This window comes from Nocardia sp. NPDC024068, from assembly GCF_040638875.1.
Lineage (GTDB): Bacteria > Actinomycetota > Actinomycetes > Mycobacteriales > Mycobacteriaceae > Nocardia.
Map to the genome: position 1 here is coordinate 1 of NZ_JBEZYU010000038.1, position 14,098 is coordinate 14,098.

Sequence of the window (14,098 nt, forward strand, 5' to 3'; positions counted from 1 at the left end):
GCTACGTCTCTGATAGTCATGCCAGTCACGACGAGCGCTTACCCGCCTCGACAGTGTCTCGAGGGCTGACAGCAGACGCCAAAGGGGCCGAACCCCGCGCGCCGGAGGCGCGCCAAGCAACCAGGTAGTCTGTTCACCCGGTCGTCCGCCGTTTGCCGGACGGTAACCCTGGTATGAGACAACGAGTCTGTCGGCAGGGCGATGGAAGGTGGGCCGGACAGATGCAGTCACAGCTGCAAGCAGAAGACGCACTCCGGTGCGCCGGAGCGGCGCCACCGGCCCGCACCCTCGTCGACATACTCGCAGCCACCGCCACCACCCACCCCGACGCACCGGCGCTGGCAACCGCCGACCGGACCCTCACCTACACCGAACTGCTGGCCGAGATCGACGCGACGGTCCGGGATCTCGCGGCCGCCGGGGTGCGACGCGGCGACCGGGTCGGGGTGCGGATGCCGTCGGGCACCTGGCAGCTCTATCTGACCATCCTGGCCGTGCTGCACGCCGGGGCCGCGTATGTGCCGGTGGACGCCGACGACCCCGAGGAACGGGCCCGGCTGGTGTTCTCCGAGGCCGCGGTCACGGCTGTCGCCACGGCCACCGGCATCATCCCGGTCCCGGACTCCGGCGGCACGCCCGCCGCGACCCCGGCAATCGACGGGCAACCCCCCGAACCCCCGGCCGTCGGCGACGACGCCTGGATCATCTTCACCTCCGGTTCCACCGGCACCCCGAAGGGTGTGGCGGTGACCCATCGCAATGCCGCCGCCTTCGTCGACGCCGAAGCCCGGCTGTTCCTGCGCGATGAGCCGATCGGCCCGGGTGACCGGGTGCTCGCCGGTCTGTCGGTGGCCTTCGACGCTTCCTGTGAGGAGATGTGGCTGGCCTGGCGGCACGGCGCCTGCCTGGTCCCGGCGCCACGCGCACTGGTCCGCACCGGAGCCGACCTCGGTCCCTGGCTGGTCCGCCAGGGGATCACCGTGGTGTCGACGGTGCCGACCCTCGCGGCGACCTGGCCGGCCGAGGCGCTGGAATCGGTGCGGCTGTTGATATTCGGCGGCGAAGCGGTGCCACCGGAGCTGGCCGAACGCCTCGCCGATGACGACCGCGAGATCTGGAACACCTACGGTCCCACCGAGGCCACCGTCGTGGCGTGCGCTGCCCTGTTGAACGGAACCGGTCCGGTACGGATCGGATTACCGCTGGACGGCTGGGATCTGGCCGTCGTCGACGCGGACGGGATTCCGGTGGGTGAAGGCGAGTCCGGGGAGCTCGTGATCGGCGGGGTCGGGCTGGCCCGCTACCTCGATCCGGCCAAGGACGCCGAGAAATACGCTCCGATGGGCACTCTCGGCTGGGACCGCGCCTACCGCAGCGGCGACCTGGTCCGCAACGACAGCGCCGGACTGGTTTTCCTCGGCCGCGCCGACGATCAGGTCAAAATCGGTGGCCGCCGTATCGAACTCGGTGAGATCGACAACGCGCTGCAGCATCTCCCCGGGGTGAGCGGGGCAGCCGCGGCGGTGCGGGCCACCGCCACCGGGGCGCCGGTGCTGATCGGCTACCTCACCGGCGTCGCCGCCGACTACGACCTGGCCGCTGCCCGGGCCCATCTCTCCGACCGGCTGCCGGCGCCGCTGATCCCCCGCTTGGTGGTGGTGCCGGAGCTGCCGACGCGTACGTCGGGCAAGGTCGATCGCAACGCCCTGCCGTGGCCGCTGCCGGGCGCCGATACCGGCGGCGATCACGGTCTCACCGGCACCCCGGCCTGGGTGGCCGAGATCTGGACCGATGTCCTGGGCGCCGAGATCACCGGCGCCGAAGCCGATTTCTTCGAACTGGGCGGCGGTTCGCTTTCGGCGGCCCAGCTGGTGACCGCGCTGCGCGCCCGGTACCCGCAGGTCACCGTGGCCGATATCTACGACCACCCGCGACTGGGCGCACTGGCCGAACTCCTCGACGACACCGGTCCGGCCGCTACCGCCGAAGCCCGGCTGGTCCTGCCGACGCCCCTCGGCGCGCAGACGATCCAGGTCTTGGCCACCGTCGCGCTCACCACCCTGACCGGTCTGCAATGGCTTACCTGGCTCGCCGTCGCCGCGGGGGTGGCGGGATGGTTGGATCTGCTGCCCTGGCTGCCGCGCCTGTCCTGGTGGTGGACCGTGCTGCTGTTCCTGGTCTTCATCACCCCGCTGGGCCGGATGGGGATCTGTGTGCTGGGGACGCGGGCGCTGCTGGCCGGGGTCGGCCCGGGCAGCTATCCACGCGGCGGTCCCGTCCATGTGCGGTTGTGGGCGGCGGTTCGCCTGGCCGAGGCCAGCGGCGCGGAGAACCTGTCCGGCGCACCGTGGATGGTGCCGTTCGCCCGGGCACTGGGCGCCAAGGTGGGCCAGGGCGTGGATCTGCACACCCTGCCGCCGGTCACCGGTCTGCTGGATCTGCGCGACGGGTGCAGTATCGAACCCGAGGTCGACCTCTCCGGCTACTGGATCGACGGCGATACCGTGCATATCGGGTCGATTCAGGTCGGCCGGGGCGCTGTCGTCGGCGCCCGTTCGGTGCTGCTGCCCGGGACCAAGATCGGCCGCGACGCCGAGATCGCCGCCGGTTCCGCGGTGTCCGGCAAGGTGAAGGCCGGGCAGGAATGGGCCGGTTCGCCGGCGGTGAAGGTCGGTAAGGCGCGGCACCGCTGGCCCGCGGAAACACCGCGGCGGGCGGTGCACTGGGTGGCGGCGTTCGGGATCGGTTCCCTCGCGCTGGCGGCCATGCCGCTGTTGGGGCTGGCCGCGGGTCTCGCCGTGATCGCATGGGGTATCCGGGACACCGCGCACCTCTCCGCCGCGGTGGTCCCCGCTGTCCTCTGGCTGCCGGTCGCGACGCTGGTCAGTCTGCTCGTCTACGCGGTCGCGACGGTGGTGGCGGTCCGGCTGCTGGGTATCGGCCTCACCGAGGGGTATCACCCGGTGCGCAGCCGGGTCGGCTGGCAGGTGTGGGCCACCGAACGCCTGCTGGATTCGGCGCGCACCTTCCTGTTCCCGCTCTACGCCTCCCTGCTGACCCCGGTCTGGCTGCGGCTGCTGGGCGCGAAGATCGGTAAACGGGTCGAGGCGTCGACGGTGTTGATGCTGCCCAAGTTCACCACGGTCGCCGACGGCGCCTTCCTCGCCGACGACACCATGATCGCCGGCTACGAACTCGGTGGCGGCTGGTTGCATATCGGGGAAGCCAAGGTCGGCAAACGGGCTTTCCTGGGTAATTCCGGGATGACCGCGCCCGGCCGCCGGGTGCCGAAGAACGGGCTGGTGGCCGTGCTGTCGGCGGCGCCGTCCAAGGCGAAGGCCGGTTCGTCGTGGCTGGGCAGCCCGCCGGTCCGGTTGCGGCGCGCCGCCGGGACCGCCGACAGCGATCGCACCTTCGATCCGCCGCTGCGGTTGCGCGTCTTCCGCGGCGCCTTCGAGACCTGCCGGCTGGCCGCGCTGGTGGTGACGTTCGCCATCGGTCTCGGGGTTCTGCTGGCCCTGGCCCTGCTGGCCGATCACCTCGGATATTTCGGCGCCGGACTGCTGTCCGGGGTGGTGCTGATGATGGCCGGGGCGGTGGCCTGCGCGAGCGCGGTCACCGCGAAATGGGTTCTCGTCGGCCGGATCCGGGCCGAGGAACATCCGCTGTGGAGTTCCTTCGTCTGGCGCAACGAGGTATCGGACGCCTTCGTGGAGACCGTCGCCGCGCCCTGGTTCGCCCGCGCCGCAACCGGTACGCCCGTACTGAACCTCTGGTTGCGCGCGCTCGGCGCGAAGATCGGCCGCGGGGTATGGTGCGAATCCTATTGGCTTCCGGAGGCAGACCTGGTGACACTCGGTGACGGGGCGACCGTGGAACGCGGCTGTGTGGTGCAGACCCACCTGTTCCACGACCGGATAATGGCCATGGACACCGTGGTGCTGGAGGACGGGGCCACCCTCGGACCGCACTGCGTGGCCCTGCCCGCCGCGACCATCGGCGCGGGCGCCACAGTGGGCCCGGCGTCGCTCGTGATGCGCGGCGATACCGTGCCCCCGTCCACCAGATGGTGGGGCAATCCGATCACGCCGTGGACCGCCCGGCCGATCCCGCCGGAGACCGATTCGGCGGACGAGGAGACAGACCGCTGATGGGGAGCAGGTTCTACGACGCCCCCATCGACGACTATCTACCGCAGAACGGGAATCGGGGCTATCGGGTATCGCGATACGAACTCGACCTGAACTACAAGGTCGCGAGCAACCGGCTGGCCGGGCGCGCGGTGGTCACCGCGGTGACCACGGCCGAGCGCCCGCGCTACTCGCTCGATCTCTCGCAGGCACTGTCGGTGACGAAAGTGCTGGTCAACGGCAGCAAGGCCGGTAAATACCAACATCAGCGCGGCAAGCTCACCGTCACCCCCCGCGAACGGATTCCCGCCGGCGGGATCCTGCAGTTCTCGGTGCAGTACGGCGGCGCGCCCAAACCGGTCCGGGGCCCGTGGGGCGAAGTGGGCTGGGAGGAACTGACCGAAGGTTCGCTGGTGGCCAGCCAGCCCAACGGCGCCGCGTCCTGGTTCCCCTGTGACGATCACCCCAGCTCCAAGGCCAGCTACCGGATCTCGATCACCACCGACACCCCGTACTACACGCTCGCCAACGGCACCCTGGTCGGCAAGCAGACAAAGGCCGGTCAGACCACCTGGATCTACGAGCAGACCGAACCGATGGCCAGCTACCTGGCCACCGTGCAGATCGGCCGCTACCGCAGACATCAGCTCACCGACCGGCAGGCCCCGGTGCCGATCCACGCGGTCGTCCCACCCGCACTACGCGCCGCTTTCGATCATGATTTCGCCCGTCAACCGCAGATGGTGTCGGTTTTCGGCGAACTCTTCGGCCCGTATCCGTTCCAGAGCTACTCGGTGGTGGTCACCGAGGACGAGCTGGAGATCCCGATCGAGGCCCAGGGCATCTCCATCTTCGGCGCCAACCACTGTGACGGCCGCCGCGGCGCCGAACGGCTGGTGGCCCATGAACTCGCGCACCAGTGGTTCGGCAACAGCCTCACCATCCAGCACTGGTGCGATATCTGGCTGCACGAGGGTTTCGCCTGCTACGCGGAATGGATCTGGTCGGAGGCGGCAGGCGGCGCGAGTGCCGATCAGCTGGCCCGGGCGGCCTGGCATACGCTGCGGCGCGAACCGCAGAACATCGTGGTCGGCGATCCCGGGCCGACGCTGATGTTCGACGACCGGGTGTACAAGCGCGGCGCCCTCACCCTGCACGCGCTGCGGCTCGAACTCGGCGATACCGCGTTCTTCCGCCTGATCCGGGATTGGACCGCCCGGCACCGGCACGCGTCGGTGTCCACCGAGGAGTTCACCGACCTCGTGGGCCATTACAGCGCGGTGCCCTTGCAACCGCTGTGGCAGGAATGGCTGTACTCGGAACCGCTACCGCCGCTGCCGCCGGTCGGCGGTAGTGGGATGCGTACGGGCTAGAACACGAGGTAGCGGCCCGCCAGCAGTTCGACCAGTGGATCGTCGTCGGCGACGCTTTCGAGCGCGTCCAGATCGGCGACCACCGAGATGAGCCGCGGGTCCTCGGACCCGGCGGCCGGTGGCTGCCCGTCCTCGGCCATCTGCCGGAGCAGTTTGTCCCGTACCCGGTTCTTCAGTGAATCGCCCATATCCGCCTCGTAGTTCAGACCGGCGTCAGCCAGGTGCCCCAGGGTGTGTTGCGCAATACGGTGTAGATCGCGAGAGAGCCGAGCAGTACCCACATCGTCGTGGCGCTGATACCGGGCAACCGCGGACCTTCGCCGCGCCAGGCCCGGCGGACCCAATCGCCGACCCACAGCGCGAACAGCACCAGCATCGGCAACGCCAGCAGGTTGCTGTGCAGGGAATCGATGATGTTCCCGTCGGTCAGGTTGTGCACTGCCCGCATACCCCCACATCCGGGGCAATACACACCGAACAGCGCGTAGACCGGGCACAGCCCCCACGAACCCTCGATATGCGGATCGCGGACGTGCAGCATCGCCACCGCCGCGATACCCGCGCCCGCGGCCACGACCGGTAGCGCCAATGCCTGCCACCTGCCGGTTCGAGCGACATCCGGGGACGACTCCGGAGCCCCGCGCCCCGGCTCGCCCACGGCCGATGTACCGGCCGGCACCAGATCCCGCGGTTCGGTCGCGTCCGAGTCCTTCACAGTCCTCACGGTAGCCGGGGCGCGGCGGTTGATGCCACAACCAGCGGAGGTGCTAGCTCCGGATTCGCCGCCGGATGCATAGAACCCCCTACCAATGGGCATCCTGGGTTAACAACGCCATACGGTTTCCGATATTCAGGTGGACGAGGACGTCATTTCCGGTGGAATCCGTTAGGGCGCTTGCTCTTGTAAGCACCCTGCTTGCAAGGTTACGGTGTCAGCAGGCACAAAGGAGTGTTCTGATGCTGGTGAAGTCGATAACCGCGCTATCGCAGGCGCACAACGGCGCTTTGACCGCCCCGTACCGGGCGATGTTGCGTACCCGCCGTTTCCGTAGTGCGCCGTACAACGCACCGGCCACCGGGCACGAGGTCGTTCCGGTCACCACTGCCGACGGCGCCCGCTTGCGCGTTCACTCCTATGGTCCCGCCGACGGCGAGCCGATCGTGCTCATCCACGGCTGGAGCTGCTGTATCGAATACTGGCATCCCCAGATCAACGCCTTCGCCGACCGCTACCGCGTTATCTGCTACGACCAGCGCGGCCACGGGGAGAGCACCCTGGGCAGCTCCCGCCTCGGCGACCACACCCTGGCCGACGATCTGGCCGCCGTACTCGACGCCACCCTGAGCCCCGGCCAGAAGGCGCTGCTGGTGGGCCACAGCATGGGTGGGATCACCCTGCAGGCCTGGGCCGCGCGCCATCCCGCGCAGGTCGCCCGCCGGGCGCGCGCGGTGGTGCTCGCCAACACCACCTCGGGCAATATCCGCTACGACACCGATCTGCTGCCGCTGCTGAACAAACCACTCACCCTGGCCAAGCAGCCGATCACCCTGCTCGGATCGCCGGTCCGGTTGCCGATGTTCGTCGCCGAATCCATCCTCACCTCGCCGGTGCCGCTGCCCGGCGGCTGGGCCGCCCGGGAAGTGCTCAAGGAGCGCATCATGGCTCGCGGCGCGACCAGTGAGCAGGCCGATTTCGCGTTGAGCATCGTCCGCTCCTGCCGCCCGCTGGCCCGCGGCCGGCATGCCGCCATGCTCGCCGATATGGACCTCGGCGCGGCCGCGGCCCACCTCTCGGTGCCCACCACGATCATCGCCGGGCAATACGACCGGCTGCTGCCCGAGCGGATGTCCCGTCACATCGCCGACACCATGCGCGAGGCCGGGCACCGCCCCGATTACCAGGTCTGGCCCACCGGGCACCTGGGCAATCTCGAGGCGACCGACCGTTTCAACGCCGAACTCGGGTCCGTCCTGGACCGCACCGACCCCCGGTCCGCTGCTGCGGGCTGAGCGGAAGTCCCCGAGTCCGGTCGACGATGCCCGGCTCGGTGGACCCGGCGCACGAAACTCGAACCGGAATATCGGTCCCGGCGCGTCGTTGCACCCAGGCGACGACCGCAACCGATAGGACTGATTCATGCGCGCAGCGACCTACGACCGGTACACGAGCGAACTCGGCGATCTGCGGGTCCGTGACCTGCCCGAACCGAAGATCTTCCCGGGCACCGTGCAGATCGAGGTACGCGCGGCCGGGGTCAATCCGGTGGACTGGAAGCTGATGTCGGGCGCCCTGGACCCGATGATCGACGCGATCTTCCCGGTGATTCCCGGCTGGGATGTCGCCGGCACCGTGGTGGCCACCGGTGTGGACACCCCGGAGTTCGCGGTGGGCGACGAGGTCCTGGCCTACGCCCGCAAGGACGTACTGCACGCCGGCACCTTCGCCGAGCTGGTCACCGTGTCGGCGGCCCATGTCGCCCGCAAACCACCGGAACTGCCGTGGGAGCAGGCCGGGGCGCTGCCGCTGGCCGGCGGTACCGCGTTGCGCACGCTCGACCTCCTCGAGGTCACCGCCGACGACACCGTGCTCATCCACGCCGCGGCCGGTGGCGTGGGCAGCCTCGGAGTGCAGATCGCGCGGGCCCGCGGAGCGCGCGTGCTGGGCACCGCGTCCGAGCGCAACCACGACTTCCTGCGCGACCTCGGCGCCGAACCGGTGGCCTACGGGGAGGGCGTCGTGGACCGTATCCGCGAACTGGCCCCGGACGGGGTGCAGGCGGTCGCCGATTTCGTGGGCGGCCAGCTCGACACCACTCTCGCGGTGCTGGCCGCGGGCGGCCGGCACGCCTCGATCGCCGACGGTTCGGTGACCGAACACGGCGGGCGCTCCGTCTGGGTCCGCCCGGACGGTGCCCATACCCAGCGCCTGGCCGATCTGGCCGCGGAGGGCGCTCTCGTGGTGCCGGTCAGCGCGACCTTCTCGCTGGAAGAGGTCGCGGAGGCCTTCGCCGCCGGGCAGTCGGGCCATACTCGCGGCAAGAATGTCATCGTGCTCTGAGTTCGGCTTCCCGTCGATCACCCGGCGGCGGCCCGCCGCCGCGGTAGACCTCACAGTCCCGCGGTGGCCAGAACGACCACCAGCGCCGTGAGAGCGACCATCTGCAGGCCTACCCGCGCGTAGATGATGCTGTCCCAGCGATCCTGGAGGGCACGTGCGTTCTCGGGGATCACCCCCGATTTCGCGGCGGCTTTCTGCGCGCTGTTGATCGGTTTCGCGATCCGCGCGTAGAGCGCGAGCCAGGCCACCAGCGCGACGACGGCGGTCGCGGCGGCCACCGCCGGAACCGCGAGACCGGCGATACCGGCGAGTACCGCCGCGCCCAGCGCGCTCAGCAGCCCGGTGACCCCGACCGGCGGCATCCGGAGATCGGCGTAGTGATGGCCCCAGCCGGCGCTGCGGGTCATGGTCGCGTCGTCCAGTCGTGCGTAGACCGACCGCATGACCAGCGCGGCGAGGACATCGGTGCCGTAGACGACGGCATTGGTGAGGACGGCCAGGGCCGCGAGAATCTGAATTGCCACGGTCATATCTTCGCTCCAAAATCTAGCAGTGCTATTTCTTGAAGCAAGACTACTCACACAATCGCTATGTTGTCTAGCGGTGCTAGTATCCAGGAGTGGGTATCCAGAGCAGACGAGAACGGGAACGCGCCGAACGGCATCGGCTCATCATCGATACGGCCCGGCAGCTGGCCGAAACCGAAGGCTGGGACGCGGTGACGGTACGCAAACTGGCCGACCGGATCGAATACAGCCAGCCGGTGCTCTACAGCCATTTCGCCGGTAAGCGCGCCATCGTCACCGCGGTCGCAGAGGACGGTATCGGCGTGCTCGCCGCGACCATGCGCCGCGCCCGGGAGTCCGCCGCCACCGACGCCGAGGCCCTGGATGCCGTCACCCGCGCCTACTCCGACTTCGCCACCGATCAACCGGCTCTCTACGACGCCATCTTCGCCATGCCGACCGATCTGGCCTTCGGCCCCGGCGCCCCCGAATCGTTGCAGGCGGCGTTCGGCGAACTGATCGCCGTATTCGGTCCCCTGGCCGGGGACGCCGACGTCGAGACATTCACCGAAACCTGCTGGAGCGCCCTGCACGGGCTGGTCACCCTCGAACGCGACGGCCGACTGCGGCCCGGGCATCGGGAGCAGCGGCTGGAGATCCTGCGTAACAGCCTGCGCCGGACCCGCGACCCGTCCGGACAGCCTCGTTGACCTGCGCACACCCCTGGGATTGAATGCACAGACGTCCAGCGGGACGTGATCTCGGCACCAGCAATCGCACTGTCACAACACCGACGCTCGAACGCGCCGCCGCCCCTCGCGGCGGCGCAGTCTCGTACCGGAACGGAGTTGCGCCATGAGAACCGCCGGTCACACACCCCCACCCATGCGGCCGCATCCCGTCGCACCCGGGGCCGGGGGTATAGGAGATCGCCGACGACGGCTGTGCGGCGGCACCCACCGCGCCCTGCTCGCCGCCGCACTGCTCACCACCGGACTGATCACCACCGCGCCCACCCAGGCGCAACCGGCACCTCCACTACCTGCGGCCGACCCTTTCTACCGCTACGAGGGCCCCCTGGATTCCACCCCACCCGGCACCGTGCTGCGCTCCCGTCCCGCGGTTTTCGCGGCACCCGGTTTATCCACACCCATCAACAGCACCCAGGTCCTGTACCGGACCACCGACCAGCAGAATGCACCCACCACCACGGTCACCACCGTGCTCCGGCCGCCGGTGCCCGGACCGCCACGCCTCGTGTCGTATCACATGGCCTACGACGCCCTGGGCTCCCAATGCGACCCCTCCTACACGCTCACCGGCCAGGGCGATCGCGGTATCGCGCGGGTCGAGCAGGCCGTGATCGCCGGCTACCTCGCCGTCGGCTACACCGTCGTGGTGCCCGACTACGAAGGCCCCGACCTGGAGTGGACCGTCGGCCGGGAGGCCGGATACGCGGCGCTGGACGGGATCCGCGCCGCCCACCGGATCCTGGAACTTCCCGATTCCACGCCAGTGGGCATGGTCGGATACTCGGGCGGTTCGGTGCCCACCGAATGGGCCGCCGAACTCGCCCCCGCCTACGCCCCGGAGCTTGCCCTCGTCGGCGCCGCGGCAGGTGGTCTCCCGGTGGATCTCGCGCACAACCTCCCCTACGTGAGCGGTAGCGCGCGCTGGGCCGGAGTCATTCCGGCGCTGGTGGTGGCCTATCACCGCGCCTACGACCTGCCCGTCGGGAGCTTCCTGTCCGAGCGCGGCGCCCAGGTGGTCGATGCCGTGGACGAGCTGTGCATCGCCGAGTTCGCCGGCGACTACCCCGGTCTCACCGACGCCGATATGGTGCGCGCACCCTACGATTCGCTGCTCGCCGTCCCAGAAGTCGCCGCCGCGGTGGACGACAACATCATGGGTACCGCCGGAACACCCGGCATTCCGCTGCTGCTGGGCGTGGGTCAGGTGGATCCGACCGGCGACACCCTCATGGTCACCGGCGATGTCGAGGGTCTCGCCCATCAGTACTGCGAGCGCGGAGTCGCGGTGACCTACGCGCGCTACGACGGCCGCGACCACGGCGCCGCCTTCGCCCCGTTCGAGGCGCAGGCCGCCCAATTCCTCACCGACCGTTTCGCCGGCGTCCCGCCGTCGAGCGACTGCGGGTCGGTCGGTCCCGGAAACCCCCTCGCCCCCGCGCCTGTTTCCGCCGGATAGATCTCCGCCTCGGCATCCCGGTCCACCGCTCGGCTTCCCCATCCGATGGAGACCTCATGTCCGCGATCCCGTTCCGCCCCGCCCATCCGCACCAGGCCTTCAGCGCGGGTTTCTACCCCGATATCGACTTCGATTTCGTGGTCCGCTGCGTTCTCGGCGCCACCGCCTCCGGAGCGGCCGATGTGGGTGAGGTCCTGTGGGCGATAGACGCCGTCTCGCCCGGCGATCACGACGAATGGTTCCGCAGCTGGCATTCGGCCGGTGAACGCGCCCGCGCCCTCGCCGAGACCACGGCGGCGGTCGACCACGAATTCAGCGCGTCCTGGGCCTACCTGCGGGCCGCCACCTATTTCGCCGCCGCCGTCAACGCCCTCAGCGGGTTCGGCCCCGACGACCGCCTGCTGCCCACCTTCCGTAAGCACCGGGCCTGCTGGGACCGTTTCGTCGACACCACCGCGCATTCCGTCGATCGGATCGGCTTTCCCTACGAAGGCGACGAACTACCGGGTTATTTCTTCTCTCCCGGACCCGATCCGGTCCCCCGCCCCACCTTCGTCATGGTCAACGGCAGCGACGGCGCCCTGAGCGCCCTGTGGAGTTCCGGCGCCGCCGGTGCCCTCGCCCGCGGCTACAACGTGGTGATGTTCGACGGACCCGGCCAGCAGTCGATGCTCTTCGAACGCGAGACCGCGTTCCGCCCCGACTGGGAGGCAGTACTCACCCCCGTCCTCGACCACCTGCTGCGCCGCCCCGATGTCGACCCCGGCCGCGTCGCGCTCTACGGCATCAGCCAGGGCGGCTACTGGATCGCCCGCGCCCTCGCCTACGAGCACCGTTTCGCCGCCGCCATCGCCGACCCCGGGGTGGTCGATGTCGCGGCGTCCTGGTCGGCGAATATCCCGAAATCCCTGATGAAACTGTTCCACGCCGGCCAGCGGAAACAGTTCGACACCGAACTGGGCATCGGCCTGAAACTCACCCCGAAAGCCGCCCACACCTGGAACTTCCGCGCCCGCCCCTACCAGCGCGACAGCTACTACGACACCCTCACCGCCGTCCACGAACACACCCTCACCGCCGCCGACGCCGCCCGCATCACCACACCCCTGTTCCTCACCGATCCAGAGGACGAACAGTTCTGGCCCGGCCAATCCCGGCGCCTCGCCGATATGTCCGGCGGCCCGGCCCTGGTCTCCCGTTTCACCGCCACCGAAGGCGCGAACTACCACTGCCAGCCGCTGGCCCGCACCCTCACCGACCAGCGCATGTTCGACTGGCTCGACGACACCCTCGCCCGCACCGGACACTGAGCCCCCGCCTTCCGGCTTATCCACACCCATCCCCAGACCTCCCCTTGAACGAATTCCGGACAGGTGTCTACCCTGGCCCGGTACGCCGACGTACCCACGGCACCCGGCCGCCGGATCGCCGCGACGAAAGGTGAATTCACAATGGTTCTGCGCGTGATCCAATGGGCCACCGGTGGCGTCGGCCGGGCGGCCATCGAACATATCGTCCGCCACCCCGACCTCGAACTGGTCGGCTGTTGGGTCCACTCCCCCGAGAAATCCGGCCGCGACGCCGGCGAACTCGCCGGACTCGACCCCATCGGGGTCCGTGCCACCGACAGCACCGCGGAAATCCTCGCCCTCGACGCCGACTGCGTCCTCTACTCCCCACTGATGCCCGACGCCGACGAGGTCCGCGCGATCCTGCGCTCCGGCAAGAACGTCGTCACCCCGCTCGGCTGGTTCTGGCCCACCGAGAAAGAGCGCGCCGCGATGGAACCCGCCGCCCTAGAAGGTGGAGTCACCTTGCACGGCACCGGAATCGACCCCGGCGGCGCCACCGAACAACAACCCCTCTTCTTCAGCGGCCTCTCCTCGGCCATCACCTTCGTCCGCGGCGAAGAGTTCTCCGATATCCGCACCTACAACGCCCCCGACGTCGTCCGCTACATCATGGGCTTCGGCGCCGACCCCGAAAAAGCGAAAGCCGGTCCGATGCAGGGCCTGCTCGCGCGTGGTTTCGAACAATCGGTGCGCATGTGCCTGGACACCCTCGGTTTCGCCGACGCGGAGATTCGCAGCAACCATGAGGTCGCGGTCGCCACCGCGCCGATCGACTCCCCCGCCGGGGTCATCGAACCCGGCACCGTCGCGGCGCAGCGGTTCGCCTGGGAAGCGTTCGTCGGGGAGACCAAAGTCGTGCGGGTCGCGGTGAACTGGCTGATGGGCGAGGAAAACCTGGAACCGGCATGGACTTTCGGGCCGGGCGGGGAACGATTCGAGATCGAGGTGAAAGGCGATCCGGACTGCTCGGCCGTCATCCACGGCTGGCACCCCGCCAGCGTCTCCGCCGGCCTCCTCCGCAATCCCGGCATCGTGGTCACCGCCGCCCACTGCGTCAACTCGATCCCCACGGTCTGCGCAGCCCCTCCGGGTCTCCTCACCTTCGTCGATATGCCGGTCGTGACAGGTCGGGCCCACCCGGACCTCGCCGGGTGAAGCCGAATTCGGTCACTGCATTCCTCGAGACCATTCGACTCACCCCTGTGGGCGGTGCGCGTGTCAGTTCTGCGGATAGGTACCGACGATCGGGCGGGTGTAGAGGCAATACTGCTGGGCGCCGCCACGGATCCGATGGACGGCGTCGATCTGCCTGTCCACGCTCACCGCCTGCGGTGCCATGGCCGCACTCACCGAGCCCGCAAGCCGCACCAGCGGCTACGACTGTGCTCGGAGCGTGCTGGTGGACGCCGTCCAGACCGCTGCGTATGTGACGGCAATCTATGTATCGGCTTGGCTCGGCGTGACGCGTATG

11 protein-coding genes are annotated in these 14,098 nt (G+C 69.3%); 8 read left to right on the forward strand and 3 right to left on the reverse strand.

Annotation, left to right across the window (positions count from 1 at the left end; all coding sequences use genetic code 11):
* The first annotated feature begins 221 nt into the window (after positions 1–221).
* The gene (locus AB0F41_RS23005) at positions 222–4,151 is read left to right on the forward strand and encodes a Pls/PosA family non-ribosomal peptide synthetase (protein WP_357427007.1); all 3,930 of its coding nucleotides are present in this window, start codon (positions 222–224) and stop codon (positions 4,149–4,151) included.
* Entirely contained in the window at positions 4,151–5,503 is a 1,353-nt protein-coding gene (locus AB0F41_RS23010; RefSeq protein ID WP_357427008.1) for a M1 family metallopeptidase, read from the forward strand. Before AB0F41_RS23005 ends, AB0F41_RS23010 begins: the two co-directional genes overlap by 1 nt.
* Here the strand turns inward: AB0F41_RS23010 and AB0F41_RS23015 are convergent.
* Both AB0F41_RS23015 and AB0F41_RS23020 read right to left on the reverse strand, forming a co-directional pair.
* Positions 5,500–5,691: a hypothetical protein gene (locus AB0F41_RS23015; RefSeq protein WP_357427010.1), complete on the reverse strand. Its 192-nt coding sequence runs from the start codon at positions 5,689–5,691 to the stop codon at positions 5,500–5,502. The genes AB0F41_RS23010 and AB0F41_RS23015 overlap by 4 nt on opposite strands.
* A 14-nt stretch (positions 5,692–5,705) precedes the next feature.
* Positions 5,706–6,218 carry a DUF2752 domain-containing protein gene (locus tag AB0F41_RS23020; protein ID WP_357427012.1) on the reverse strand — a complete coding sequence of 171 codons (513 nt, stop codon included), beginning with the start codon at positions 6,216–6,218 and terminating at the stop codon, positions 5,706–5,708.
* A gap of 242 nt (positions 6,219–6,460) precedes the next feature.
* Here AB0F41_RS23020 and AB0F41_RS23025 point away from each other — a divergent pair, with 242 nt between their 5' ends.
* The gene (locus AB0F41_RS23025) at positions 6,461–7,513 is read left to right on the forward strand and encodes an alpha/beta hydrolase (protein WP_357427014.1); all 1,053 of its coding nucleotides are present in this window, start codon (positions 6,461–6,463) and stop codon (positions 7,511–7,513) included.
* A gap of 127 nt (positions 7,514–7,640) precedes the next feature.
* A complete protein-coding gene (locus AB0F41_RS23030; protein ID WP_357427016.1) occupies positions 7,641–8,561 on the forward strand; it encodes an NADP-dependent oxidoreductase in 921 nt (306 codons plus the stop codon).
* 50 nt (positions 8,562–8,611) lie between these two features.
* Here AB0F41_RS23030 and AB0F41_RS23035 read toward each other — a convergent pair whose 3' ends face one another.
* Positions 8,612–9,091 (reverse strand): DUF1772 domain-containing protein, encoded by a 480-nt coding sequence (locus AB0F41_RS23035; protein WP_357427018.1) that lies wholly within the window; start codon positions 9,089–9,091, stop codon positions 8,612–8,614.
* Positions 9,092–9,180: 89 nt separating this feature from the next.
* Here AB0F41_RS23035 and AB0F41_RS23040 point away from each other — a divergent pair, with 89 nt between their 5' ends.
* The 4 genes from AB0F41_RS23040 to AB0F41_RS23055 all read left to right on the forward strand — a co-directional run bounded on the left by AB0F41_RS23040 (position 9,181) and on the right by AB0F41_RS23055 (position 13,782).
* Positions 9,181–9,777: a TetR/AcrR family transcriptional regulator gene (locus AB0F41_RS23040; protein ID WP_357427020.1), complete on the forward strand. Its 597-nt coding sequence runs from the start codon at positions 9,181–9,183 to the stop codon at positions 9,775–9,777.
* 145 nt (positions 9,778–9,922) lie between these two features.
* Complete coding sequence (locus tag AB0F41_RS23045; RefSeq protein WP_357427022.1) at positions 9,923–11,275, forward strand: lipase family protein; 1,353 nt, start codon at positions 9,923–9,925, stop codon at positions 11,273–11,275.
* 56 nt (positions 11,276–11,331) lie between these two features.
* Positions 11,332–12,585, forward strand: coding sequence for a prolyl oligopeptidase family serine peptidase (locus tag AB0F41_RS23050; RefSeq protein WP_357427024.1), 1,254 nt, complete (start codon positions 11,332–11,334; stop codon positions 12,583–12,585).
* 141 nt (positions 12,586–12,726) lie between these two features.
* Entirely contained in the window at positions 12,727–13,782 is a 1,056-nt protein-coding gene (locus AB0F41_RS23055) for a dihydrodipicolinate reductase (protein ID WP_357427026.1), read from the forward strand.
* Positions 13,783–14,098: the final 316 nt, after the last annotated feature.